This is a genomic window from Pseudoalteromonas sp. APC 3250 (assembly GCF_030407915.1).
GTDB lineage: Bacteria > Pseudomonadota > Gammaproteobacteria > Enterobacterales > Alteromonadaceae > Pseudoalteromonas > Pseudoalteromonas tetraodonis.
On record NZ_JASDCM010000011.1, the window covers coordinates 1 to 24,261 of the forward strand.

14 protein-coding genes and 1 tRNA gene are annotated in these 24,261 nt (G+C 41.9%); 3 read left to right on the top strand and 12 right to left on the bottom strand.

The window, feature by feature from the left end; translation table 11 throughout:
• Window positions 1-541: 541 nt before the first annotated feature.
• Both argS and prfC read right to left on the bottom strand, forming a co-directional pair.
• A complete protein-coding gene (gene argS, locus QL986_RS12165) occupies window positions 542-2,284 on the bottom strand; it encodes an arginine--tRNA ligase (protein ID WP_028833914.1) in 1,743 nt (580 codons plus the stop codon).
• Between the two features lie 62 nt (window positions 2,285-2,346).
• Window positions 2,347-3,936, bottom strand: coding sequence for a peptide chain release factor 3 (gene prfC, locus QL986_RS12170; RefSeq protein WP_290191587.1), 1,590 nt, complete (start codon window positions 3,934-3,936; stop codon window positions 2,347-2,349).
• Between the two features lie 347 nt (window positions 3,937-4,283).
• Between prfC and QL986_RS12175 the strand changes: the two genes are divergently transcribed.
• A complete protein-coding gene (locus QL986_RS12175) occupies window positions 4,284-6,941 on the top strand; it encodes an ATP-binding protein (RefSeq protein ID WP_138765044.1) in 2,658 nt (885 codons plus the stop codon).
• Between the two features lie 3 nt (window positions 6,942-6,944).
• Here the strand turns inward: QL986_RS12175 and rimI are convergent, their stop codons facing one another.
• The 4 genes from rimI to QL986_RS12195 form a co-directional block, all read right to left on the bottom strand.
• Window positions 6,945-7,409, bottom strand: a complete 465-nt coding sequence (gene rimI, locus QL986_RS12180; protein WP_033102889.1) for a ribosomal protein S18-alanine N-acetyltransferase — start codon at window positions 7,407-7,409, stop codon at window positions 6,945-6,947.
• Window positions 7,396-7,680: a hypothetical protein gene (locus tag QL986_RS12185; RefSeq protein ID WP_138765043.1), complete on the bottom strand. Its 285-nt coding sequence runs from the start codon at window positions 7,678-7,680 to the stop codon at window positions 7,396-7,398. The genes rimI and QL986_RS12185 overlap by 14 nt, the downstream gene beginning before the upstream one ends.
• 64 nt (window positions 7,681-7,744) lie before the next feature.
• Window positions 7,745-7,821 (bottom strand) — tRNA-Trp (locus QL986_RS12190).
• A gap of 186 nt (window positions 7,822-8,007) precedes the next feature.
• On the bottom strand, window positions 8,008-8,910 hold the full coding sequence (locus QL986_RS12195; protein WP_138765042.1) for a LysR family transcriptional regulator: 903 nt from the start codon (window positions 8,908-8,910) through the stop codon (window positions 8,008-8,010).
• 102 nt (window positions 8,911-9,012) lie between these two features.
• Between QL986_RS12195 and QL986_RS12200 the strand changes: the two genes are divergently transcribed.
• Window positions 9,013-10,140, top strand: a complete 1,128-nt coding sequence (locus tag QL986_RS12200; RefSeq protein ID WP_138765041.1) for an FAD-dependent oxidoreductase — start codon at window positions 9,013-9,015, stop codon at window positions 10,138-10,140.
• Here QL986_RS12200 and QL986_RS12205 read toward each other — a convergent pair.
• The 4 genes from QL986_RS12205 to guaB form a co-directional block, all read right to left on the bottom strand.
• A complete protein-coding gene (locus tag QL986_RS12205) occupies window positions 10,128-10,274 on the bottom strand; it encodes a hypothetical protein (RefSeq protein ID WP_171048694.1) in 147 nt (48 codons plus the stop codon). The two genes, QL986_RS12200 and QL986_RS12205, sit on opposite strands and share 13 nt — an antisense overlap.
• A 249-nt stretch (window positions 10,275-10,523) precedes the next feature.
• Window positions 10,524-15,611 (bottom strand): hypothetical protein, encoded by a 5,088-nt coding sequence (locus tag QL986_RS12210; protein ID WP_138765040.1) that lies wholly within the window; start codon window positions 15,609-15,611, stop codon window positions 10,524-10,526.
• A 2,263-nt stretch (window positions 15,612-17,874) separates the two neighbouring features.
• Window positions 17,875-19,452 carry a glutamine-hydrolyzing GMP synthase gene (gene guaA, locus QL986_RS12215; protein WP_010387703.1) on the bottom strand — a complete coding sequence of 526 codons (1,578 nt, stop codon included), beginning with the start codon at window positions 19,450-19,452 and terminating at the stop codon, window positions 17,875-17,877.
• A 105-nt stretch (window positions 19,453-19,557) separates the two neighbouring features.
• The gene (gene guaB, locus QL986_RS12220; RefSeq protein WP_008110278.1) at window positions 19,558-21,027 is read right to left on the bottom strand and encodes an IMP dehydrogenase; all 1,470 of its coding nucleotides are present in this window, start codon (window positions 21,025-21,027) and stop codon (window positions 19,558-19,560) included.
• A 134-nt stretch (window positions 21,028-21,161) separates the two neighbouring features.
• On the opposite strand from guaB, the gene xseA reads away from it, so the two are divergent.
• A complete protein-coding gene (xseA, locus tag QL986_RS12225; RefSeq protein ID WP_013465703.1) occupies window positions 21,162-22,496 on the top strand; it encodes an exodeoxyribonuclease VII large subunit in 1,335 nt (444 codons plus the stop codon).
• Between the two features lie 17 nt (window positions 22,497-22,513).
• On the opposite strand, the gene QL986_RS12230 is transcribed toward xseA, so the two are convergent.
• Both QL986_RS12230 and cysE read right to left on the bottom strand, forming a co-directional pair.
• Window positions 22,514-23,158, bottom strand: coding sequence for a hypothetical protein (locus tag QL986_RS12230; RefSeq protein ID WP_036953494.1), 645 nt, complete (start codon window positions 23,156-23,158; stop codon window positions 22,514-22,516).
• A gap of 17 nt (window positions 23,159-23,175) precedes the next feature.
• Window positions 23,176-23,994: a serine O-acetyltransferase gene (gene cysE / locus QL986_RS12235; RefSeq protein WP_010387694.1), complete on the bottom strand. Its 819-nt coding sequence runs from the start codon at window positions 23,992-23,994 to the stop codon at window positions 23,176-23,178.
• Window positions 23,995-24,261: the final 267 nt, after the last annotated feature.

Here is a 24,261-nt window from a genome sequence, read left to right on the forward strand (position 1 = left end):
AAGAGCTATCAGCTATCAGCTATCAGCTATCAGCTATCAGCTATCAGCTATCAGCTATCAGCTATCAGCTATCAGCTATCAGCTATCAGCTATCAGCTATCAGCTATCAGCTATCAGCTATCAGCTACAAAATTGGTGAACATACCAAACAGTGTCAATATAAATCTAACACCTAAACCTAAAATTATCTGTAAGTCTAGGAGTGCTAGCAAGGCGGTAAAACTATTTATGCATAGGAGCATACGGTTTGTATGTGACTTAGGCTAAATAGTTTTACCAACGCAGCTAAAGCGAACTACACGCAGCAGACGTTCACCTAAGTAGTTTAGTCTAAGATAAGGCGGACACTCCGACTTATCCCTATGAGCATACGTAATTGTATGTGATTAGGGCCAACTATTTAGTGCCAAGCTTCGCATCTGCAAGTGTAGAAGTGCTGACCAGGCGAAGTGCTTTTTTATGCCAAGGAGCATACGTTTTTGTATGTGACTTAGGCTAAAAAAGCACGACAACGCAGTCAAAGCGAACTACACGCAGCAGATTACATTTGCTCCATGACTTCGATGCCTAACAGATCTAAACCCGTTTTCAGCGTATCTGCCACTAAATTACACAACACTAAACGGCTATCACGAACACTTGGCTCTACGCCCTCTTTAAGTACTGGGCAAGCTTCATAGAATGTCATGTATAAACTAGCTAGTTCGTATAAATAACCACATAATACGTGCGGTGTGGCTTCATTGATCATCAGATCAAGGACTTCTTCTAACTGTAATAATTTAAGCGCGAGGGTTTTCTCTTGCGGCTCAATAATACTTACATCGGCTTTTAAGCTTGCAGCATCAACGCCAGATTTACGGAAAATGCTGCGAACACGCGTATAAGCATATTGTAAGTAAGGGGCTGTTGCGCCTTCAAAGCTTAGCATGCTGTCCCAGTTGAAGATGTAATCGCTGGTACGATGCTTAGAAAGGTCAGCATATTTAACTGCGCCAATACCCACTTTACGTGCAATTTCACTGCGGTCTTCGTCAGATAAATCTGATTCACGCTCAGCGAGTTTAGCTGCTGCGCGAGTAATTGACTCTTCAAGCAAATCAGCTAATTTTACCGTGCCGCCTGTACGGGTTTTAAATGGTTTGCCATCAGCGCCCATCATGGTGCCAAATGGGCAAAACTCGTAACTAGTTTCATCGCGTAACAAACCGGCTTTACGTGCAGTTAGCTCTACTTGATTAAAGTGAAGACTCTGGCGCGCATCAACAAAGATTAAAATACGCTCAGCGCCTAGCTTGTTTGAGCGATAATCACACGCTGCTAAATCAGTGGTTGCATATAAGAAGCCGCCACCTGATTTTTGTACGATAAATGCTGAAGGTTCACCGTCTTTATTTGCCAGCTCATCTAAAAATACCACTTGTGCGCCTTGCGACTCTACTGCGATATTTTTATCTTTTAATAAGCTAATAATATCGTTAAGTTCACTGTTATAAGCACTTTCAGCCATAATGTCGGCAGGTGTTAGTGTTACATTTAAACGCTTGTATACTTCTTCAGAATGCTTAACTGAAGTGGCAATAAATAGTTTCCACAGTTTTTCACAATGTGCGTCGCCACCTTGCAGTTTAACTACGTAGTTACGCGCTTTATCGGCAAAGCCTTCTTCGTCATCAAAACGCTTTTTCGCATCGCGGTAAAAGGTTTCTAAATCAGCAAGCGCAACAGTATCTAAATCAACACCTTGGTTAATTTGATCTTCTAAATGCGCAATTAGCATACCAAACTGTGTGCCCCAATCACCCATGTGATTTTGACGAACAACGGTATCGCCTCTAAATTCAAGCGCACGTACTACGGCATCACCAATAATAGTTGAGCGTAAGTGACCTACGTGCATTTCTTTTGCAAGGTTAGGCGATGAGTAATCAACCACTACTTTTTGTGGTTTGGCGTGCTCATTTACGGCAAGTTTTGCGTGGTTATTAGCAGCTTGTACGCTTTGAGCTAAAAACTCCGGCTTTAAGTGAATATTAATAAAACCAGGGCCAGCAATTTCCGTTTTTTCGGCAATGTCGCTTACATCTAACTGATCAATAATTTTTTGCGCCAATTCACGCGGGTTACTTTTCATTTTTTTAGCTGCGCCCATCGCGCCATTAATTTGGTAATCACCAAACTGTGGGCGAGTGCTTTGGGTAACCGCTGGGTTAGTATCTTCTGGTAGGCCTGCGGCGGTCATAGCGGCAATGGCTTTTTCTACTAAAATAGTACGAATATTCATAATATTATTTACCTTTATAAGCCCGCCAAAGCAGGCTTTGTGTTAATTCTAGAGGCTAAGTGCTAGTTTTCACGCGTGTGATTAAATGTCACTTCAGGGTAACGCTCTGTCGACAAGTTAAGATTTACACGACTCGGCGCGATGTAAGTTAAATTATCACCGCCATCGAGTGCTAAGTTGCTTTCGCACTTACGTTTAAATTCTTCAAACTTTTTAACATCATCACAGCTAACCCAACGCGCTGTATTTACATTAACGCTTTCATAAATTGCATCAACGTTGTACTCAGCTTTTAAACGCGCTACAACCACGTCAAACTGCAACACACCTACCGCACCTACAATTAAGTCATTATTAATTAATGGTCTGAATACTTGTACTGCGCCCTCTTCTGAAAGCTGTACCAATCCTTTTAATAACTGTTTTTGTTTTAACGGATCGCGCAAACGAATACGACGGAACAATTCAGGGGCGAAGTTTGGAATACCGCTAAACTTAATTTTTTCGCCTTGGGTAAAGGTATCACCAATTTGAATCGTACCGTGGTTGTGTAATCCAATAATATCACCGGCGTAAGCATCAGCCGCACGCTCACGATCGCCCGCCATAAAGGTTACCGCATCAGAAATACTGACTTGTTTACCTATACGCACATGATTCATTTTCATGCCTTGGCTGTATTTACCCGACACAATACGCATAAAGGCAATACGGTCACGGTGTTTTGGATCCATGTTGGCCTGAATTTTAAATACAAACCCAGTGAAGTTATCTTCTGTGGCTACAACTTGGCGGTCTTCTGTTTCACGAGGTAAAGGCGTTGGCGCCCATTCAGTCAGTCCATCTAGAACATGATCTACACCAAAGTTACCAAGTGCAGTACCAAAGTATACAGGCGATAACTCACCCGCTAAGAACAGATCTAAATCAAACTCGTGTGATGCACCAATAACCAGCTCTAACTCGTCACGTAACTGGGCTGCAAGTTCATCACCAATCGCTTGGTCAAGCTCTGGGTTATCAAGTCCTTTAATGCTACGCACTTCTTGAATAGTATGGCCTTGGCCTGTTTTGTATAAAATAGTTTCTTCGTTATGGATATGGTAAACACCTTTAAATTCTTTACCACAGCCAATTGGCCACGTAATAGGTGCACAAGCAATATTTAGCTCTGTTTCTACTTCGTCGAGTAGCTCCATTGGGTCGCGAATATCACGGTCACATTTATTCATAAAGGTAACAATCGGCGTGGTGCGCAGGCGTGTTACTTCCATTAACTTACGGGTACGTTCTTCTACACCTTTGGCGGCATCTATCACCATTAAACACGAATCTACCGCGGTTAATGTACGGTAAGTATCTTCAGAGAAGTCTTCGTGTCCTGGGGTATCAAGTAAATTAACTAACGCATTGTTATATGGAAATTGCATTACAGAGGTAGTCACAGAAATACCACGCTCTTTTTCCATTTCCATCCAATCAGACTTAGCATGCTGATTAGAGCCACGGCCTTTTACTGTTCCGGCTTTTTGAATTGCTTGTCCGAATAACAATACTTTTTCTGTGATAGTGGTTTTACCCGCATCCGGATGCGAGATGATCGCAAAGGTACGGCGTTTATTAATTTCGCTAAGGAGATTTTGGTCTGCCATTAAAAAGGTTCTTTTAGTTGATATACGGATGTATTTGTATTTTAGTATGCTGAGCTTTCAAGGCTAAAAACAAGCTAACCTAGAAAGCGCAACATACCCCAACAAGAACCCAAATTAGCTCTTGTGTCGCTATCCGTTAAGTTAATCGTAATTGAAGACTATTTTCGCTGATCTTGGCTTTATAAACAATCAATGGTTGGTTATTAACGGATCTTTTTTAAGTTTGGTGTTTTCAGCGATTATTAACAATAACGCTATAAATTGCCCACTAACTTAACACCAAGCTTGAGTAATGGTTCTGTAAATCATATTATTGTTCGATTACATGGAGGATTTGATGTTGGGTAATGAAAACCAGTAAGCTAAGTATTCGATTATTATGGTATATAACTCCACTGGTTATACTGCCGTTGTTATTTTTAGGGGGGTTTACGCTCACTAATGTAACTAACTCTACGCAAAAACAAGCTGACTTGATCATGAGTCGCTTTGTAGAGCAACAACAGCAAAAAGTATTCAACTATATAGACTCTTTTCATGCAACGGCTAAGTTACTCTCTGCCTCACCGGTACTAAGTGACTTTTTAGCTAAAGATTTATTTGAAGACGCCAGCTATACCTATCGCCTTGGGGCGTTAATGGATGTATTTGCCAGTTACAGTGAAGCCTACCCTGATATTATTAGTATTAATTTAGTCTCAAAAACCGGTGAAAGTGATGCCTATTACTCCAGTAATTTAACTGTCGCGCCAAAGTCTTATCCGTTTTTTGACCAAGTCATACAAAGCAATTTAAGCCAGCAGCAGTTTATGGTGCAAAAAGAAGACGGCACCACCAACTTATATTTTGTGCAACGCATATACAGCGTTGACTACTATTTAAAACGCCCACAACAACTTGGTTTTATTGTCCTTAAGGTCGAACCTTCGATTTTAAACACCAGTATTTTAGAAGCCCCTTATAACAACACCTTAAATTTACTGCTCGCCAATGATGGTAAAATTTTATTTAGCTCTGATTACAAAATGCGTGGCCACTATGTTAGTGAGTATGAACTTAATAAAATTAATGACCTAGCTGATATTGGCAGCTTATCAACCATTGAGCTTTCGAGCGTTGATAAAATAGAACGATTGATTTTCGCAGCCCAAATGAGTGGCGGCTACTATTATGTGTCGACCATTCCTAAAGCGGTACTGTATCAATCAGGTAAAGCAATTAGTGTCATCACTGGGCTAATTGTAATTATTTCTGTGATCACCCTACCGATCTTAATTTTTATTGTGGTGCGCAATTTACTGCTTAACCCAATTGAATTACTAGGTGAAGCAAGTCATCGCGTTGGTGATGGCGACCTCTCAGTCACACTGCCTGCTTATACTACCGATGAGGTAGGCATACTGTTTAACGACTTTAATCACATGATTAATCAAATTAAGCACTATCAAGAGCAGCTAGAAGAATATAAGCATCACTTAGAAGACAAAGTAGAGAGCCGTACTAAGGCACTTGAATCAATGAATAGTAAGCTTGAAACAGCCATCGCTCAAGCAGAGCAAGCAAACCAGCTTAAGAGTCGTTTTTTAGCCAATATGAGCCATGAAATTCGCACTCCACTCACTGCCATTATGGGTTTTACCGAGCAACTACTGCATAGCGATAAGAAAACAAACGATAAACATCATTTAGGCACTATTCTTCGTAATTCAAAACATTTATTAGAGCTTATTAATAACATCCTCGATTTATCAAAAATTGAAGCCGAAAAACTCGCTGTTGAGCAAACACCATTAAATGTTGTGCAGCTTATTCATGATGTTGAATCAATCATTAAACCTTTAGCACAAGAGAAACAGCTTTCATTTACAATTAATTATTCGCTACCATTACCACATACCATAAATAGTGACGTTACTCGTTTAAAACAAATACTGATTAATATTGCCAGTAATGCAGTTAAATTTACTGAGCAAGGTCAGGTTACAATAACCGCTAAATACCAAGCACCAAAAATTCTTACATTTATAGTTGAAGACACCGGTATAGGCATGTCGGCAAACCAAATAAGTCGATTATTTACGCCATTTGAACAAGCTGATGCCACAACCACACGCCGATTTGGTGGTACAGGATTAGGGCTATGTATTTCAAAAAATTTGGCTCAGCTGCTCGGTGGCGATGTAAGCGTAACCAGTGAAGTGGGTGTGGGTAGTTGTTTTACTATCGATATAGATTGCCATTTAGGTAATGGGCTTAGTAGTAACCTGTTTTTGACTGAACACTCTCAGCTATCACCCGAAAAAGACCCGCAACTTTCTTTTGCAACCAATAACTTTGATGCGCATATTTTAGTGGCAGAAGATAACCCCGATAATCAGTTGCTGATAAAATTACTCCTTCAAACATGGGGGTTAGAGCCTGATATAGCCAATAATGGCGCACAAGCAGTAGAAATGGCACTAGTGAACGACTACCAGCTTATAATCATGGATATGCAAATGCCGGTTATGGGCGGCTTAGAAGCAACTAAAATGCTCAGAGATGCCGCCTACGATGGTCCAATTATCGCCCTAACCGCAAATGTCATGAACCATGATATAGATACTTACCTTGAAGCAGGCTGTAACAAAGCACTTGGTAAACCCATTGATAAAGACGCACTAGAAAATGTATTAGTCAGCTATTTACACCTTGAACGCGATAATCAAAATAAGTGGGATAGCTTATTAAAAAGTGAGAAATTTCAGCAAATAAATGCTAATTATTTGGCAAGTTTACCTGATTACTTAAAGCAGATAAAAACCCTTTATAACAACCAAGATTGCGAAACACTGCGCGCACTTGCCCACAGTATTAAGGGCAGTGCCGGTTGTTTTAACTTTGATGATATTTACCATAGCGCATCAGCGCTTGAGCAAAGTTTAAAAGGCAACGATATGACTCAAAGAGAAAAACGCGTTGTAGAACTCATTACAGCAATAGAACAAGCCATCGCTAATAAGTAATCATTAAAAATTTAAACCCAGTGCCATGCCCATTAAAATCGCATCTTCAAAGCCATTTTTATTTGGCGCATCGCTGGGGTAATAATTTTTACGTACTGACATTTCAATAAAGCCCGCACGCTCATACAAAGCAATCGCCCGCGTATTAGACTCTCTCACTTCTAAAAATAAGTTTTCGGCACTGTGTTGCTCGCCGTACGCTATAAACTGCGTTAATAACTGCTTAGCAAATCCTTGTCCCTGAAAGCTCGGGGCGACACAAATATCCATTAGGGTAAAGTCGGGCCCTGCTTTTTCACCAATGTAAAAGCCTATCATTTGCTCATCATCGAACGCAGCTAAATTAAAATAGCGCCCCTGCAAACAAGACTGCATTGTTTTTAACGTCCAAGGGTGTGTATGACAGGCATTTTCAATGGCCATCAGCTCATTGATATTCTCATCGGTAACCGACTTAAAGTGTATCAAGGTGTTCACTCATTAAAGCCCATAACGCACGTTTTTGCGCACAGGTTAGGTTAGAATCAGGCAGGCCTAATTGTTGCTCACTAAACTCAATGGTTGATGATTTAACAATTGAGTTTATTGTTACAGGCGCAAAGGCACGCTCAATATCATCTTTTAATGTATCACAGAGAATTAACGGTGAAGTCGCTGACAACTCAGCTTGAGCTGGGCGAAAGTGTTGATTAGGTTCAAGCTTTTCTATACCAAAAACAGATGCGTAACGTGAATGCATAACAACTCGATGGATTAGTAAGATGAATAATATAGGAAGTAATCAAAACGATGTAAAGAAGAAATGGCAGGGGCGGAGAGATTCGAACTCCCAACCGTCGGTTTTGGAGACCGCTGTTCTACCAATTGGAACTACGCCCCTGCAATGACGATGAATTATATAGAGCTTTTTATAAAGGTAAAGTAAAAAAACACAGTTTGCAGTTCAATTGCTTTCAAAATAAACAAAACGGCGAATTAGCAAGCTAACAAAGCTCTTTTTTAAACATACCCAAGCTATCTGCAAAAAGTAAAAGGGCCAAACACAGTTATAATAATTTAAAGCGCTTCATTCGCTCGAAAGATAATGTTGCTGAATAACAAGTTGAAGGTACTCAAGGAATGCTTTTACTTTTTTGAACGGATATCTACGTCCAGAATAAAAAGCATACAAAACCAAATCTTCAGGCTCATCAGCTAAGGAATCTATTTTTGTTAACTGCCCTTCTTCTAGCTCTTGTCTGCACGCTTCAAAAGGAAGTATCGCAAAACCTAGCCCTTTTAGTGCAGCGGATTTTGCCATATGCCCACTATTAACTTTGTAACGGGATGCAACATTAACTGTGCCTGCTCGTTTGAATTTCCATGGCATTCCTTGTAAGACTGATAAGCTTGTAATACAGGGAAGCTTACCAAGTTCAGTCGTTGAATTTGGTTTAGGATGTTTATCTAGTAAAAAAGGAGAAGCTACGACACAACTTGGCCAACGAACCAGCTCTTTTGCAACCCATCCAGAATCCTCCACAGGGCCTCGTCCAAAACGTATCACTACATCAAACCCTTCTAATAGCCCTTCTTCGGGATTAAGCTGAGTATCACAACTTAACTGAATGTTAGGGTGTTTATAACAAAACTCAGCCATAGCCTCTGCCAAAAACGGTAAATCAGGTGTAATGACTTTTAAATGCCCTGAAACTAAATCACTATTTTGATAGGTTTCTTGTAAAACATCCCCCATCGCAACAAGCAGCGGAGTTAAGTTTTGGTAAAGAAGTTCTCCCGCTTCTGTCGCGACCATTTTTCGTGTTGTACGTTCCAATAGCCTTACATTCAACGCTTGTTCTAAAAGTGCAACATGACGGCTCACATTTGATTTGGGAATTTGGCACAGCTCAGCGGCCCGCTTAAAACTTAATTGTTCAAATACTTTCTGGAAGCTAAGAAGCCACTGTAATTCAATATTATTTAGCAAAACTATCTCATAAAATGGGATTTACAAACCAAAATTACCATATTTATCCTGTTTATTGGACCAGTGATAATCACTTTTTTCTTAAAAACTGGGAGGATTTAAATGAGTTCAATTAAACATATAGCCATTATAGGTGCAGGTATTGCTGGCCTTGCGTTAGCGATATTTGCAAGAAAACAAGGTATCAAGGTTACCTTATTCGAAAAAAACACCAGCTTTTCTACAATCGGTGCTGGCGTTACGTTATGGCCTAATGCGACCTTTGTGCTTGAGCAGCTAGGTCTAATAGATGATTTCACCCAGTGTGGGGGTCAGCCAGTTGCTATGCAACAGTACGACAAACAAGCCACTCAATTGGGTGAGTTTAATATTCAAACACTAAACTCTCTGTGCGGCTTTCCAACTATTAGCATATTACGTCGTGACTTAATAAAGATACTCGCCGAGCGACTAGAGAAACTGGGTGCCACTATTCACTACAACCAAGCCGTCAATACTCAGGACATTGCGCAATTAAAAGATAAGTTTGACCTTGTAGTAGGCTGCGATGGACGAATGCAGTCGAAAGCTCGAGAGTATCTGTATAAAGTGCCTATGCCAACTAAATACCAAGGCTTCATTAATGTAATAGGCATCAGTGAAATTGACCTAACTCCTTTTGAGCAGACAATTCATGACTTTAGAGATAATAATGAACGCTTTGGTATAGTACCTGTAGCAAACCAACATTGTTACTGGGCTGCTGCATGGCCTAGTGAACTTGATAAAACGAAATCAATGGAGCAGTGGTTTGAAGAAATGCATGAGCGTTTTCAGGATTGGCCTAAAAAAGTTCAACAGGTACTTAATAGCTATAATCCACGCAGTTTAAAACGCATATTTGTACATGATATCGACCCACTTCCCTGTTGGCACAATGAGAATCTCATTATTATCGGAGATGCTGCACATGCTTCCTTACCCACATCGGGGCAAGGTGCTAGCCAAGCGCTTGAAGATGCTTGGCACCTAGCTCAATTATTTAAGACAAAATGTAGCCTCAATGTTATTTTGAAGAGGTTTTATGAAACTCGTATTCATAAAACCTCCAGCGCCCAAAACATGGGTAGACTAGTAGCCCAGCATATCTTTAAACAATCATCTAACTCGGCCACAGATGCACCAAGTATATCCGCAGAAGAGCTCAGTCAACTCTATATGCAAGGACTAAACTTAACTCATACCAAATGATAACCGTCTAAATAACAAAAACCCGCTTCAAAAAAGCGGGCTTTGGTCCAAGTAGAAAATTCTGTAATATCACGACGAAGTTCTTGTTTCTCTTTAATACTAAGCCTCCGCGGATCAGAAGTGCTTCTATCCACCTTGTGTCGCCAACTTGTCGCTGTACATTTTAGATAGCGCATCAAAACATTGGTTACCAGCAAGAAGCCTCAAAGGGTTCATATATCCACTATTACAATCGATACCGTCCCATCGATATAATGGAGACGATAATTCTGTTTAGGCCGTGAATCGGCTTAACTTACTGTCGGGAATTAGTTGACCGCTACAAAGCTCGAGATAAAACCCCACACTCTCTGATGTGTGGGGAACTTTATGTAATAGGCTATTTACATAGCAGGTTGAATGCCGTTAGGACAAGCACCTGGTGAGCCTGTGCCAGGAATAGTGGCCGGCACTGTTGGCACTGGGTAATCGCTCTCTAGTAATTGTATGGAATTGTGGTTGACTGCCGGTACGGTTTCAATATTACACCCGCGAGCGCCACCTGATTCGAAGCCACCACCGACTTTACCTTTACAAATGAAGGAGCAACTAAAGTGCGCATCTTGTAAATCGTGCACGTTATACTGCTGACAGCCAACAGCGGGGTCAGTGCCAACGGAAATGAGTTTACCTAACCATGCAGAGTTTTTTGCCCGACTCTCCAACTCTTTATTCACTGTTTCAGCGGTGGCACATCGACGTGTCACATAACGTGATCCATCAATGAGGTTTTCGACATCATTGATGCAATATTGATATTTGTAAAACTCAGCGGAAGCCAATGATTCAGGATTACCAGCAGCATCAGAGCCACAAACAGCAGTCTTGTGCGAGCGCTCGCAGATAAATTTCGGTCCACGGCACACATCGCATGATACTGGTGATGTCGGTGTTGGGTTAACCGCATCTCCTCCACGGCTGTTTTTTATAGGCAAGGTGGCGCTGACCGTTTGACCTTTAGTATCAGTGACCGTCAGCGTAATATCCCCTCCGATATAGGTGCATTCACTCGCAGGTTTGCTAATGGTTGCCGTTGGGTTGTCGGTTGTTTCACCACTTAGCACCACGCCTTTGGCTGGTGGTGTCCAGCTATAGGTGTAGGGTGGTGTGCCACCAGTAATTACCGGTGCATGCAAACTTACTAACTTATCGATACCATTTAGCGAAGTCAGATCCGCGTTTATGGTTTTAAGTGCGGCTGTCAGTTTGCCACTGTCGACTAACGGTAAAGTTGCCGGAGCTGCTGGTTTGATCAGCACTGTATAACTTTGGTTGCCAGCCTGATAATGATCTGGCGTATCACCAGCTACTATGTCGAGTTTATAGGTACCAGCAGTGCCTGTTTGCGGGTTGATGCTAATGGTAGCTGCATTCAGAGGAGCGAAGGTATCGGCTGGCGCGGTACTCGGCGTAACGGTCCACGAAATAGTCGTTGGCGTTATCGGTGCAGAACCTACGCTGCTTATAAAATCTACAGTAACATCTAACTTTGGATCACCTTCAGTTAAGGTTATGTCTGTTGCACTTTTTGGCATTACAACAATAGTCGGTTCATAAACCACGACATTTATCATGTCTTGCTGCGAAGCACCACCTACTATTGGCATCCCGACCACAGTAAAAGTGAGCGTTGTATCGCTCGTCACATCAGGTGCCGTAAATGAGGCGTTATATTGATTGGCACCACTTAGCGCAACTATTGGTATTCCTGCCGTTTGCGTCCATTGATAACTGGCGAGACTGCTGCCCGTTGCATTTAGAATAACTGTTTGCCCTGCGCGCACGCGCAGATCAGCACCAGCACTAATACTAGGCGCAGCCAATACTTCCACCATCGCCGTTTGTGATACTTTATTACCTGTTCCTTGTGCGGCAAAAGTGAAGATATATTGGTTCTCGTTTCCATAGGCTGGAGCGATAAAGGTACTGGTTAAACTGCGAACATCGCCCTTGACGCTGCTATTGCTGAGCGTAATGGTACTGGCCGCCGTAGGAAGTTGGCTCCACGTTAAACTTTGCACCGTTGCAGGGCTGCTTGAGTCTGCATCGATCACCGTACCGACTAAACTAACGATTTGTCCTTCATTGACATAAAGAACAGGAGTAACATGTGCCGATATATCGGGCTGGCCTTGCACTGTAACTGTTACTTGGTCTTTTTTGACTCGACCATTACTAGTAACCGAGAGTTCAAATACCAGGTCTTCGCTGGTGCCCGCAGCTTTAGCTGGAGAGGTAAATGATGCATTCAAAGTATTTGCATTTTTTAAAGGGGTGACATCTGAGCCTGAAATCTGCGTCCAAGTATAAACTGGTTCATTGGCATGTTGCACACTGCCGTGCAACTGCACATCACTTAAACTTTCAGCAATAGAAAAATCATTACCAGCGCTGACCAGTAAAGGTAAAGCGGGTACGGTCACAACAACGCTATCTTTAGCCGTATTACCCAAACTGTCGATTACCGTCAGGTTGTAGTTAAGCTCTACTTCATGGGTCAGAGACGGCGCGATAAATGATGGGTTCGCATCACTGATACTGCTTAGTGCGGCATTCGTATCATCTGTCCAACTATAGGTGTAGGGCGGTTTCCCTCCTGCAACATTCGCATTTAAGTACCCCGTTTGCGAGGGTGATAAATCAAAGTCGGCGCCCAAGTCGACACTCATGTGGCGATCTTGAATGGTCACTGCAACCGTGGCGGTAGCCGTATTGACCGAATCCGTTGCCGTAACTTGCAGTTTGATCGTAGTATCAGCATCCACATTGGGAAGCTCTAAGCTTGCATTCGATGAGGATCCGTTGATAATGCTTGTTTTCGTCAGTGATGTTGTGCCGGCATCAGCAAGAGTCCATGCATAGCTTACCGCACCATCGGCATCTTTAGCCGATGCCAATAAATTGAGGGTATTACCTTCAGCCAATGTGCGTGTTGCTGCACCAGCTGTTACTTGCAAAACATTGTTCACATGGTAAGTGACACTATCGGTAGCAGAGCCGTTAGCCGTATCATTTACTATCACTTCAAGGGTCACAGTAGCAGGGCCATTCGGTGCGATAAAGCTTGGAGTAGCGGTGTTTGGATCTGTAAGGCTAATGCCTATACTAGTGGTTTCTACCCATAAATAACTGAGTGAACCAAAGGTGTTGCCAAGACTGACTCTCGGCTTCACTGTCTCATTTGCAGTTACGGTCGCATCATTAGAGGCGGTTACCATTAACGGCAACTTCGGTGGTGCGACTACTGGATCAACTGTCACAGTCATTTGTGCTTTTGCTAAGGCTGACCCATCGCTCACTTCGACTTCTATTACAATATCTTGATGGCCGCTCACACTAGGAGCGGTGAAACTTGGCGAATCCGTTTTATCATCTGCAATCGTAATGGTTGGGCCACTTAATTGCGCCCACTGATAGTTTAAGGGACCACTGGCGTTCATCACTGTCGTTTTTGGGTGCACCACATGACCACTGTATACGCTTTCATGCCCAGCCATACTGAGCGCAAGTGTGGGTTTGCTTGGCGCATTAACAGGTACTGCCTGAAACTGAGTATCAGTAGTTTTAGTAATCACCTTACCTTCAGGTGAGGTATAGGTAATGGTTGCCTGAAGCTTAATGTTGGTATTACTGCTTACTGATGGCGCATTAATGATGGGCTGAGCTGTATTGTCACCAGCAATTATCAAGTCATTAGGTTTTGGATTTGGCTCAATCACCGTCCATAGGTAAGAAAGAGATGCCCCGTTATCTAAAGGGGGGACATGGACATCGATGCTTGGTTTAAAAGTTTTGCCGGATTCTACCTGAACAGGAGCTGCTGTACTGACTCCAGGGCCTGTTGCCAAGTGACTACCTATTTGGTTTTGATGAGGTGCCAGCTTAAATACAGGTTTAGCGGTATAAAGTAGCGAATCGGAAACAGTATTGGTGCCATCTGTCACAGTAACATTGACTCTAATACCTGTTTCTGAATTGACATTTGGCACAACAAACACAGGGTGCTCTGTTGTCGCATCTGTAAAGGCAACATCGCTACTCTCCCACAACACTGATACACGATCAAGCGTACTGGTGATAGTTGCTGCAGGATACACAAAATCCCCTTCTTCAACTAAACAGTTGGTGGTGCAGCCCTTTGGTTTAATAATCTGTACCGACAAAGGCGCAGTTGCCTTCACTTGAATATCGTGTGTAATACTCACTTGATGGCCATCGGCATCAGTTACTTGTACTACCCATTGAAAATCGGTATCGGTTGTAACCTCTGGCGGCGTAACCTCGGTAGTTTTTCCATTAACACTACTTATCATAGCGTCTGGACCTTTTGTTTGCGTCCATTTATAGGTAAAAGGCCCCGTGCCACCATTAACCTCGGCAGTCAAACTAACAGAACCATGACCATTGTATACTTGATGCTTAGCACCTTGCTGAGGCTGTAAAGGTCCAGGCTTTATTTCTACTAGCTGTGTCTGTGATGTGCTTTTCCCGCTACTGACTTCCGTAGCTGTTACTTTAAATTCGAGTTTTCCCGGCTGCTTAGGCGCAATGAAAGATGTGGTTTGGCTGGCACTGTCTATTAAGTCTACTGTGGTACCGCTCACTTGCTGCCATTCATAGGTGAAGCTTCCACCGCCACCAGACTTTTCGGCTTTTGCTGTTAAGTGGACTGTCTGCCCTGAAGTGCTTTGCTTAACTGTATGTGACGATTGAGAGTTTGCATCAACTTTGCCCGTTCCAGTATTAATCTGGTTAACAAAGCTGATGCCCGTTGGCTTAACCGTGAGAACCACAATCGTATCAAACAACAAGCCGCTGGCGTCTTCAGTTTGTGCTGAGAAAAATAACTCTGTGTCCTGAAAAACATTAGGTGCTGTAACCTCGACTCGATTATCTATTTGTTGCCAAGATACTGTTTGTTCACTTAATAGTTCCCAACTTATCTCCTTGTCACTATCAACCAACCCATTAACCGTATAAGCCGCATTTAAAATGACCTTGTGTTCAGAAGAAACTTCCGTTGGGCCTGTAACCTCTAATGACTCAACATCTCCAATAACGTCAACCGGTGAGGTAATGTCTATGGTGATATCCTTGCTTAGCGACATACCTGAGAAACTAGCTGTTACACGAATGCTAGCTTGCTCAATATTTGACGGTGCTACAAAGAACCCTTGGTTACTATTACTAACTAAGCCAAGTGGTAATACACTCTCTTCCATCCAAAGGTAACTCGCGCCATCAATATTTTGTCCATTTTGTTGTAACTGAACCTCAATCACTGCAGATTGACCCACTTCTACGGATAAAGGCGCTCGGACCAACTCAATTGTAAATTCTTTACTTGTATCTGAAGACACTGAGGTTCGGTCACAGGCCACTAGAAAGAATAGCATTAAAAGTAAACCAAAACCTTGACTAGGCAATTTCATAAGTAACAGTATCCTTATCATAAAAAAGATACAAAGTTTTAAGATTATTTAAGCCTAAAAAGCATAATCAAACTTAAAACTTCGATAACCTAAATTGATACTAGACTCAAAATTAAAACTCTGCAATTTGTCCCTTTTTCATGAATCAAAAGAACACGATCTTACTGTTAAATTAAGTCCTGTTCTCGCAGTTCAGCTTATTAGGGTTGCCACACTCTTAGATAAACTAGCCTTGGAGTCTTGTGATGTGCCTGCCACTGGTGGTTACAGAAACCAACTGACCGACCATTCCAGCGAGTAATTATCCACCACATTCCCTCCAAAAGTGCCTACCATTACTAAGCTGGTATGACACAAATTCCATAGACCAACGTTGATTTAACACTATTGTCTTAGCGCCTTGCGTTTCTTCACACCCGCCCTCTTCAGTGTCTAGGCGATAGGCTTGCTTTTAGCTCTGAATCCAGCATTTTCCTTTGAGCAAATCCTGTAACATAAGCTACCCACACAGGGGATATTTAATCGCCAGCGACTGAGCCCAACAAACTTATAAGCCACACATTCAGTGTACCAACAGGCACACCGATTAATTGAAGAACGTTCCACCGCTACCACACCTGATATATCAGTGACGGTACATCCAGATGTCAAAAAAGAATCGTATGTAAACGACTGTGATCATCTTTATCTATGGTTTTGTGCGTATTTTTATATTCGAAGTCTCTCGGAGCTGATCGGTAATGTTATAATCATAGCCTAGGCTCGATTTGGTTAAGTCAGTTGCGTTGACGATCAGGACGAGCGAGTCGAGTTACCGACTATTCTAAAAACTCTGTGTTTTACATTTAGTAATGATTAGTTAGCCAAACGAGTATAAGTAAAGTACTAAGAGAACTTTACAGGCTAATTAAAAATTATTTTAGCCTTTATAAAGTGTTAAATAAAACTGACTAGATATAATTAAATTTAAAGTAATTATTTTCGAAAATAGTTCTAAATATGTGTAACCTCGAAGAAAAGTGATGCTTAAAACCATTTCAATTTATTTTTAATCTTGTTTTAACTCAGCACCATAAAATACCCGCTACCTTACTCGCTTTATGTATTAGAGTTTTTACCCTTAGCAGAACAGTTTAATAGGTGAAAGGGCTCGAAGCTCGCAAAGACTAAGAGCTATTAATAGACATTAGCCTAAAAAGCCAAAGACGCATAAGCGTATTTTAATCTATCTGATATATAGTCGTTCAAACCTTATCTGATAATTCCTCGTTTTTAATTGCTGCCTATACAACTAAGTTCTTACTACTCGTCGACGTTTTAGTTCAGCTTTGGCTCAACGTCTGAGCCCACTTTTTCTTCAGCAATTAACGGTCGTGAAACTGAACTTACTCTGCTTAGTTATCATTTTGCTTTTGATCCGATTTTTTTATAGCTCATTGATATTAAGGTATTTTTAATCAGTAGAGCACATTATAAATAATCAAGAATGCTACAGCACAAAAGACAGTATTATATTACTATATCACTTTAAAACTTTTCTGTTAGCTACCACTTTTGCACTCTATCTAACGGTCAAATTTCCCAAGAGATATCAACTCCAGTTCAGCTTCTGATTTAATCTGTATTTATGTGACACTCAAATTATTATTAGTCAATACACCATTCAAAGGTACTTCCATATCTAACAGCTTTAAGCTTACCTATTTTATGAATATCCATCGCGCTTTGAATCATATTTTACGCTCAAAATAACAATTTTCATCATTTCCATGTTAACCATATCACTTACCCCATTCTAAGTTGTTATACAACGCTTCTTAAAAATCGCTCGGTGAGTTAGCAGAAGGTCGAGAAAATATAGGTGATTACCTTCTTCACGACGAGTAAAATTTGCAGGGCATTTTCTTGGTTGATGAACTGTAGAGCGGCTAGTTAGATCGGTACATCATCACTGACTACGTACGGCGACCAAAGGGCCAGCGTCTTATTTTGTCGATTTGATCGACCGAACCATCATAAACTCGCCCTACCATCTTCAACCTATTTTGGAATACCTCCATTTTGTCAGCAATGATTTTCATCTTCAGGCAGTGCCCAGTGTTACGCAGCCACAGCCCTAAAAATAGAAGCCAGCACTACAACGAAAACTAATATCTCCGCAAGGTTTTTTAGGAAAGTAAAAATTCATTAAAAAGGCCAGTCAGAAATACTGACTGGCCTTTTTTTATCTAACAGAAACTAGATTAGGTTTTTACAACCAAGTCTATTCCCACTCGATAGTGGCAGGTGGTTTTCCTGAAATATCGTAAACAACGCGTGAGATACCGTCGATTTCGTTAATGATACGGTTAGAAACCACACCTAAAAACTCATACGGTAAATGTGACCAACGTGCAGTCATAAAGTCGATGGTTTCAACACAACGAAGTGAAACAACCCAATCATACTTACGTGCATCACCCATAACCCCTACCGACTTAACCGGTAAGAATACAGTAAACGCTTGGCTTACTTTATGGTAAAGCTCTGCTTTGTGAAGCTCTTCAATGAAGATAGCATCTGCGCGGCGAAGTAAATCACAGTACTCTTTTTTGATTTCGCCAAGTACACGCACACCTAAACCTGGCCCTGGGAATGGGTGACGGTAAAGCATATCGTACGGTAAACCTAGCTCTAAACCAATTTTACGTACTTCATCTTTAAATAACTCACGTAATGGCTCTACTAAGCCCATTTGCATGTCATCTGGTAAGCCGCCCACATTATGGTGCGATTTAATCACGTGTGCTTTACCAGTCGCTGATGCCGCTGATTCGATTACGTCAGGGTAAATTGTACCTTGACCTAACCATTTCGCGTTTTTAAGCTTTTTAGCTTGCTCATCAAATACATTAATAAACGTGTGGCCAATAGCTTTACGCTTATCTTCTGGGTCTGATTTACCTGCCAAGTCATTTAAAAATTGATCTTCGGCATCTACTTTAACTATGTTTAAGCCAAACTTATTGCCAAACATATCCATAACTTGCTGGCCTTCGTTTAAACGAAGTAAACCGTTATCAACAAATACACAGGTTAGGCGCTCACCAATAGCACGGTGAATAAGCATAGCCACAACCGATGAATCTACACCGCCTGATAAGCCTAAAATAACTTCGTCGTCACCTACAGTTTCTTTGATACGCTCAATGGCGTCATCAATTATTTTTGCTGGCGTCCATAATTTTTCACAACCACAAATATCAATAGCAAAACGCTCTAGTAAACGTTGACCTTGATGTGTGTGCGTTACTTCTGGGTGAAATTGTACACCGTAAAAGCGCTTTTCTTCGTTAGACATTGCAGCATGCGGGCAAGTAGATGTTTTAGCAGTGGTTTTAAACGTATCTGGAATTTCCATTACTTTATCACCGTGACTCATCCACACATCTAGTACGCCATTGCCGCCATCAGTAATATGATCTTCAATGGCATCAAATAATGCACAGTTACCCACTTTTTCAACTTGTGCGTAACCAAATTCTTTTTTATCTGAGCTATGTACACGGCCGCCAAGCTGCGTTGCCATAGTTTGCATGCCGTAACAAATACCAAGTACTGGAACGCCTGCATTAAATACATACTCAGGAGCACGCGGGCTATTTTCAAGCGTGGTTGATTCTGGGCCACCAGAAAGGATAATACCTTGTGGGTTAAACTCGCGAATTTGCTCTTCGGTTACATCCCAAGCCCAAAGCTCACAATAAACACCAATTTCGCGCACGCGACGGGCGATTAACTGCGTGTATTGTGAACCAAAATCTAAAATGAGGATTCGTGAATCGTGAATGTCTTTGCTCATGAAGTATCTCGTAAAGTCAGGTGCTAAACGCCACCAGCTTAAGCTGTGTGACTATATTAGGGCTAACAAAGGTTAGCCCACTTTTTTCAAGTTGTTAAAGGCTGATTAGCCTAAACGGTAGTTCGGTGCTTCTTTAGTGATTTGCACATCATGAACATGCGACTCACCCATACCAGCAGAAGTTACACGTACAAACTGTGGTTTAGTGTTTAGCTCTTCGATTGTGGCACAACCGGTTAAGCCCATTGCACTGCGAAGACCACCCACTTGTTGGTGAATAATGGTTGCAATTGGCCCTTTATAAGCAACACGACCTTCAATACCTTCTGGTACTAACTTGTCAGCTTGGTTTGATTTTTGGAAGTAGCGATCCGATGACCCTTCTTTTTGATCCATCGCACCTAGGCTACCCATACCACGGTAAGACTTGTAGTAACGACCTTGATAAAGTTCAACTTCACCTGGTGCTTCTTCAGTACCCGCGAGCATAGAGCCAACCATTACACACGATGCACCCGCAACCAATGCTTTTACAATATCACCAGAAAAACGAATACCGCCATCGGCAATCACTGGAATATCGCGACCTTTAAGGCCTTCAACCGCATCTGAAATGGCTGTTATTTGTGGTACACCACAACCAGTAACAATACGTGTAGTACAAATAGAACCTGGGCCGATACCTACTTTAACAGCATCAACACCAGCATCTGCAAGGGCAATAGCACCTTCGGCTGTCGCTACGTTACCCGCAACAATTTGTAAGTCTGGGTAAGCTTGACGAGTCGCTGCAACACGGTCAATAACACCTTGTGAGTGACCATGAGAAGTATCGATTAGTAGTACATCAACACCGGCTTCAACTAATGCAGCAATTCGCTCATCAGTGCCTGCGCCAACGCCTACCGCAGCACCTACACGTAAACGGCCTTGCTCGTCTTTACATGCATCTGGTTTGTCTTGTGCTTTTTGGTAATCTTTTACGGTGATCATGCCTTTAAGTTTAAACGCATCATCAACCACAAGAATCTTCTCAATGCGGTGTTCGTGCATTAAGCTTAAGATATCTTCGCGAGCCGTTCCCTCTTTAACCGTTACTAGGTTTTCTTTTTTCGTCATCACTGTTGAAACCGGCTGTTCAAGCTTAGTTTCAAAGCGCATATCACGACTAGTTACAATACCTACAAGGTTATTTTCGCTATCGGTGACCGGAAAACCTGAGAATCCCTTTTCCTGAGACAATTCAACAGCATCTGCAATAGTCAGATCGGCAGTAACTGTAACAGGGTATGAAACAATACCTGCTTCATAGGTTTTAACTTTACGAACATTTTTCGCTTGTTCTGCAATGGTCATGTTTTTATGAATAAAACCAAGACCACCTTCCTGCGCGAGGGCAATAGCTAAACGAGCTTCTGTAACAGTATCCATAGATGCTGAAATGAGCGGCAAGTTAAGTTTGATACCACGCGTTAAGCGAGTTGAAATATTTGCCGTATGTGGCAAAACAGTAGAATGACCAGGTACTAAAAGTACGTCATCAAAGGTAAGAGCTTCTTTAGCGATTCTAAGCATTTTGGCAACTTCTCACATGTGGATCTAAGATAAGGAATTGCGGCCAAATTTTAACAGCGTTGTAGGCACTAGTAAATAATATTTTGTATTTATTTATGATAAGCTAGATTTATAAATGTTTTTTGGTAGTTTTTATGTTTTCTAAGCCCTCGCAAACGGTTTATACCGTATCTCGCCTTAATCGTGAAATACGTGCCTTACTTGAACAAGGTTTTGCGTCTTTAGTACTCACTGGTGAAATTTCTAACTTTATTGCGCCTGCTTCTGGGCATTGGTATTTTTCGTTAAAAGACGATAAAGCGCAAATTAAAGCCGCCATGTGGCGAGGCAATAATCGCAACCAAAGTTACCGACCAATTAACGGCGCACAAGTAACCGTTAAAGCACGTGTATCTTTGTACGAACCCCGTGGTGACTACCAGCTTATTGTTGAACATATGGAACCTGCCGGCGAAGGCCAACTTAAGCAAGAGTTTGACGCGCTAAAAATGCGTTTGGCTGCAGAGGGCTTATTTAGCTCCGCTTATAAAAAGCCCCTGCCCCAAAACATAAATCGCATAGGGGTGATCACCTCACCTACAGGCGCCGCAATCAAAGATATTTTAACTGTTTTAAAGCGTCGTGCGCCGCAATTAGAAGTGGTTATTTACCCTGCGATGGTGCAAGGCAAAGAAGCGCATGGCCATTTAATCAAGCAAATAGAGCTGGCAAATTTACGTAATGAAGTCGACGTTATCATTCTCGGACGCGGTGGTGGTTCATTAGAAGATTTATGGTGCTTTAACCATGAACAACTTGCTCGTGCTATTTATCAAAGCTCGCTGCCCATTGTGAGCGCTGTTGGCCATGAAATAGATACCACAATTAGCGATTATGTCGCTGATGTTCGCGCCGCAACCCCTTCTGCAGCCGCAGAGCTCGTAAGCCCCAATACACAAGAGCTACATAATAGGGTTAATCAGTTAATTAATCGTTTAGCGAATGCATTTAAACACGACATTGCCGATAAACGCGCACTAGCCATACAATTGCAGCATCGCCTTAATTTATGCCACCCGCGCAATCAGCTAAACCAAAAATCACAACGCTTAGATGAGTTGAGTATTGCACTGCAACAGGCAATGCGTCAGCGTTTATATCAACAAGAACGCGTGTTAGCTAATTTAACACCCAGACTAATGCGCCAATCACCAGATAAAAAGCTAGCAAATGCAAACCATCAGTTAGCACAGCTCCATGCAAGGCTAAATCAAGCGATGCAGCAGCAACTACAACACGCAAATAATACGCTTGCCTTACAAGCAAGTCGGCTTGATTCGGTCAGCCCCCTTAATGTCCTAGCACGTGGTTATAGCATTACTAAAGCAGCGCAAAATAAAGTGGTTAAATCAGTGGAAGATGTAAAAGTGGGTGATGTGTTGATCACTGAGTTAGTAGATGGCCAGGTTATTTCAAAGGTAGAAGCTTAGCCATATTGCTAAGCGCGCTAGCCTTGCGTACTTACGGTAAACTCAATACGGGCATCGTTAGATTGAGATGCACTGAGTTTAAATTGCTGCCACCAAGGTTCAAGGTGAAGCTTATCGTTAAGCTCGCGCCATAATTTAGCTCCATAATTAACGGCATGTTGATTTATGGTAAGCTCAAACTTACAAATTGTTTGCTTACACTTTAGCGCTGTAAGCTCAGCGCTATCTGCAAACTCATTAATAATTAAAAAGTCAGTTAACGCGACTTCAAGCTCGTAACTCCATTCGAGATTATCAGCCTCTTGCTCAAACTGTATTGCGAGCTCATCATCAAGCTCTACACTTTCTAATTGATTTAACTTTAGCTGTTGTTGAGATTGCTTAAGCTGGATTGATTTTTTTTCAAGCCGCTGATTAAGCTCAACCACATGTTGTGCTAGCTGAGTTTGTTGATCAGCCGCTTGGGCTTTATTAACCTGCACTAAGCCTTGCAAAGTAGTTGGCTGATTATTGACTTGAGTGTTAGCCGAAGAGATTACAGCTTGTTTGGGCGCTGAGGAAACACGAGTGGAATCTTTAAAAAACAAAAAGTAACCACTTGCTAACGCCACGCCTGAAGAAAAACAGAGCAGCATAGCCACAAGGTTACTTTTATATATCATTTCTAGGTACTCAAAAATTAAAGCATTGCACTGGTGTGCGATTCGTTTTCTGGCTCGGGATATTCTAAAAAGTTTTGGTTCATACTTTCTGCCGGGCACTCACAATCAGGGCGACCAATAATTTTTGCAGGTACGCCAACAGCAGTTGTGTGAGGCGGCACAGGGCTTAATACCACTGAACCTGCGCCAATACGTGCGCCCTCGCCCACTTCAATGTTACCCAGTACTTTAGCGCCCGCGCCAATAAGTACGCCCGCTCTGATTTTAGGGTGGCGATCGCCTTGCTCGTTACCCGTACCACCTAATGTAACCGATTGTAATATAGATACATTATCTTCAATTACGGCGGTTTCACCTATAACAATACCGGTGGCATGGTCAAACATAATGCCTTGGCCTACTTTACAGGCAGGGTGAATATCAACCCCAAACACCTCTGAGGTACGGCTTTGAATAAAGCGCGCAAGCTCTTTACGATTTTGTTGCCATAAGCAGTTTGCTAAACGGTGTGCTTGTATGGCGTGAAACCCTTTTAAATTTAAAATCACGGTAAGGTAGGTTTCGGCCGCAGGGTCACGATCTTTTACCGCTTTAATATCATGAGCAACATGTGTCAGCATACGGTCACACTTTACAAAAGCTTGGTCAAACAGCTCACGGATTGTAAAAGCAGAAACCACAGCATCAGCTAGCTTGTTAGCAACAATAAAACTCAATGCCGACCCTAAGCACTCATGATTTAAAATACACGAATACACATGGCTCGCTAAAAGGGGTTCACGAGTTACTACTTCATTTGCTTCACTACGAAGCTGTTGCCAAATTTCATGACGCATAATACTGCCTTAAGTTATTACAAAGAGCCTACCGCTAATTCTAACGGATTTAGCCGCCTAGGTGTTAATCCCTTCGTTATTTGTTCTGGTTATTATATATAACTAGTTAAATTTCAGGCTTATATTACTTTTTCAAAGCCATACTATATGACAGCTAGGCAGGTTTGACCATTTGTGCAAAAATAAAATAAGTTAATAAAAATCAATAAATAACAATATATGACAGCACGTGTGTCATGTGCCAAAATAGCCACTGGCGTACTGCTG